Origin of the sequence: Pseudomonas sp. Kh14 (assembly GCF_900291005.1) — a bacterium.
Classification (GTDB): Bacteria; Pseudomonadota; Gammaproteobacteria; order Pseudomonadales; family Pseudomonadaceae; genus Aquipseudomonas; species Aquipseudomonas alloputida.
On sequence record NZ_OLKJ01000005.1, the window covers coordinates 1 to 3,092 of the forward strand.

General features: G+C 55.6%; 4 protein-coding genes and 3 tRNA genes. All 7 read left to right on the plus strand.

Going from position 1 to position 3,092, the window contains the following annotated elements:
• Positions 1-236: 236 nt before the first annotated feature.
• Positions 237-1,196 (plus strand): bifunctional biotin--[acetyl-CoA-carboxylase] ligase/biotin operon repressor BirA, encoded by a 960-nt coding sequence (gene birA / locus FQ668_RS01490; protein WP_014589470.1) that lies wholly within the window; start codon positions 237-239, stop codon positions 1,194-1,196.
• Positions 1,186-1,935, plus strand: a complete 750-nt coding sequence (locus tag FQ668_RS01495) for a pantothenate kinase (RefSeq protein WP_014589471.1) — start codon at positions 1,186-1,188, stop codon at positions 1,933-1,935. The genes birA and FQ668_RS01495 overlap by 11 nt, the downstream gene beginning before the upstream one ends.
• Positions 1,936-1,942: 7 nt before the next feature.
• On the plus strand, positions 1,943-2,368 hold the full coding sequence (locus tag FQ668_RS01500; protein ID WP_014589472.1) for a hypothetical protein: 426 nt from the start codon (positions 1,943-1,945) through the stop codon (positions 2,366-2,368).
• Positions 2,369-2,520: 152 nt separating this feature from the next.
• Positions 2,521-2,604 (plus strand) — tRNA-Tyr (locus tag FQ668_RS01505).
• A gap of 24 nt (positions 2,605-2,628) precedes the next feature.
• A tRNA-Gly gene (locus tag FQ668_RS01510) sits at positions 2,629-2,702 on the plus strand.
• A gap of 29 nt (positions 2,703-2,731) precedes the next feature.
• A tRNA-Thr gene (locus FQ668_RS01515) sits at positions 2,732-2,807 on the plus strand.
• A 78-nt stretch (positions 2,808-2,885) separates the two neighbouring features.
• The coding region (locus FQ668_RS01520; protein WP_232857662.1) for a GTP-binding protein at positions 2,886-3,092 on the plus strand (207 nt) is incomplete at its 3' end.

The window sequence follows — 3,092 nt, forward strand, 5'->3', positions numbered from 1 at the left end:
CGCCGATGGTAGTGTGGGGTTTCCCCATGTGAGAGTAGGTCATCGTCAAGATTCATTTCGCAAAACCCCTATCTGCGTATGCAGGTAGGGGTTTTGTCTTTGTGGGCTTAAAAATCCTGGCCTTGCGAATGCTCCTCCCTGTGATTGCGATACCCGGCCTCTCCTGCAGGCCCTTTTCCTATGCAAGCCAACAGCCCATGGCTATCATGCCTGCCTTATTCCAAGTCGAGACTGGCATGCTGAAGTTGTTGAATCTCCTCAAGGACGGTCGGTTCCATTCCGGAGAAGCTCTGGGGGCAGCCCTAGGGGTGAGTCGCAGCGCAGTTTGGAAACAGCTGCAGCATCTGGAAAGTGAGCTGAACCTCACCATTCACAAAGTTCGTGGGCGCGGTTACCAGTTGGCTGCGCCACTGGCGTTGCTTGAGACGCAGGCAATCGCCGGATTCGCCGTGGGCGAACAGTGGCCGGTATTCATCCACGAAACCATCGACTCGACCAATGCCGAAGGCTTGCGCCTTGCCAGTGAAGGGCAGGCGGCTCCATTTCTGGTTCTGGCTGAGCGCCAGAGCGCCGGACGGGGTCGGCGCGGCCGACAGTGGGTCAGTCCATTTGCTGAAAATCTCTATTACAGCCTGGTGCTGCGCGTCGATGGAGGCATGCGTCAGCTAGAGGGGTTGAGCTTGGTAGTGGGGTTGGCGGTAATGCGCACCTTGCAGGCGTTCGGTGTAAAGGATGTCGGGCTCAAATGGCCTAATGATGTGTTGGTACGTGGGCAGAAGATCACCGGGATTCTCCTGGAATTGGTCGGCGATCCTGCAGATGTCTGTCATGTGGTGCTAGGCATTGGTATCAATGTAAACATGCAGGTAAACGAACAGGTCGATCAGCAGTGGACCTCAATGCGGCGTGAGGTTGGTGTAGTCATAGATCGGAATCACTTGGTCGCACTGCTCAGTCAGCAACTACAGCACGAATTGGCGCGCCATCGCCGCTACGGCTTTGCCGCATTCCAGGAGGAATGGGAGCAGGCGCACTTGTGGCAGGGGCGCAATGTATCGCTGGTTGCTGGTAATACACGTATTGATGGCGTGGTTCTTGGCGTCGACGGGCAGGGTGGTTTGCGCCTTGAGGTGGACGGGATGGAAAAGAGCTTCAGTGGTGGTGAGCTCAGTTTGAGGTTGCGTGATGATTCTTGAGCTCGATTGCGGTAACAGCTTCATCAAGTGGCGGGTGATCCATGTCGCCGATGCTGTGATTGAAGGTGGTGGGATCGTCGATTCCGATCAGGCGCTGGTGGCCGAAGTGGCTGCGCTCGCTTCAGTGCGCCTCACGGGTTGCCGTATTGTCAGTGTGCGCAGCGAAGAAGAAACCGATGCGCTTTGCGCGTTGATTGCTCAGGCATTTGCCGTGCAGGCGAAGGTTGCCCACCCTGTCCGTGAAATGGCAGGTGTGCGCAATGGCTATGACGACTATCAGCGCCTGGGTATGGATCGTTGGCTGGCGGCGCTGGGGGCGTTTCACCTGGCCAAGGGCGCGTGCCTGGTGATTGACCTGGGTACCGCGGCAAAAGCGGACTTCGTTTCTGCAGATGGCGAGCATCTTGGGGGCTACATTTGCCCGGGTATGCCATTGATGCGTAGCCAGCTGCGCACTCACACCCGTCGTATCCGATATGACGATGCCTCCGCGGAGCGCGCATTGAACAGCTTGTCACCAGGTCGCTCGACTGTCGAAGCGGTAGAGCGCGGTTGCGTATTGATGCTCCAGGGCTTTGCCTACACCCAGCTTGAGCAGGCTCGTGTGTTATGGGGTGAGGAGTTCACCGTGTTCCTCACTGGCGGTGATGCGCCGCTGGTGAGGGCGGCCCTGCCACAGGCGCGAGTCGTGCCTGACCTGGTTTTCGTTGGCCTGGCTATGGCCTGCCCATTGGATTGAGGTGCCTATGCGCTGGTTGTTTCTGCTGTTATTGGTGCTCAACGTCTTTTATTACGTATGGCATCAACAGGAAGCCCCGCTGAAGGTCAAGGAAGTCGCCCCGTTGTCGCTGTACAAGGGAAATCAGCAAGAAATCCGTCTGTTGCGTGAAACAGGTGTGTCGGCACCGCCCAAGCGTCGTGATGAATGCCTGGTAGTCGGAGGTGTGAAGGGGCAGGAGCAGTTGGATGCGCTGCGCCAACGCCTGCTGAGTCTGGATATTGCCACCTTGCCGGTGTCAGGGCAGCTGCCTGGGGCGGATGGTCGCTGGCTCAAGGTTGCTCCGGAAAGCGAGCGTTTGCTGGACCAAACGGTGCTCTTGGCTCTTTCCAATGATTTCAAAGACTTAAAACATAAAATTATTTTCTGCCAGGGTATTGCAACTGACGAATAGCTTGATAGAATGGCGCCCGCTTCACAGGGAACACCACTCAGGTGGTAGAGCTGGAAGCAGTGTCAAAGCAGCTAAGTTTCAGATTTGATTGAAAAAATTTGAAAAAACGCTTGACACTAGGACGGCAGACAAATAGAATGCCGGCCACATCTGGAGGGATTCCCGAGCGGTCAAAGGGGACGGACTGTAAATCCGTTGCGAGAGCTTCGAAGGTTCGAATCCTTCTCCCTCCACCAGTTTTAGCGAGAGCCGCAAGCTCCGCGGGTATAGTTTAGTGGTAGAACCTCAGCCTTCCAAGCTGATGATGCGGGTTCGATTCCCGCTACCCGCTCCAAGTTTGCCGGATTTTGCACAAAGTGTTTCGCTCTTGTAGCTCAGTTGGTAGAGCACACCCTTGGTAAGGGTGAGGTCAGCGGTTCAAGTCCGCTCAAGAGCTCCATATAAACAAGGCAGATATGAAAATATCTGCCTTTGTTTTATCAGCGCAAGACTATTTCTTCTGCGGAGGATTGTATCGATGGCTAAGGAAAAGTTTGATCGTTCCCTTCCCCACGTTAACGTCGGCACTATCGGCCACGTTGACCACGGTAAGACCACTCTGACCGCAGCTCTGACTCGCGTTTGCTCCGAAGTTTTCGGTTCGGCAATCGTTGAGTTCGACAAGATCGACTCGGCTCCGGAAGAAAAAGCGCGCGGTATCACCATCAACACCGCTCACGTCGAG

Bases quoted from the DNA above. Each gene is read 5' to 3' on its own strand.
- birA (WP_014589470.1), top strand. From the start codon at position 237: ATGCTGAAGTTGTTGAATCTCCTCAAGGACGGTCGGTTCCATTCCGGA.
- FQ668_RS01495 (WP_014589471.1), top strand. From the start codon at position 1,186: ATGATTCTTGAGCTCGATTGCGGTAACAGCTTCATCAAGTGGCGGGTG.
- FQ668_RS01500 (WP_014589472.1), top strand. From the start codon at position 1,943: ATGCGCTGGTTGTTTCTGCTGTTATTGGTGCTCAACGTCTTTTATTAC.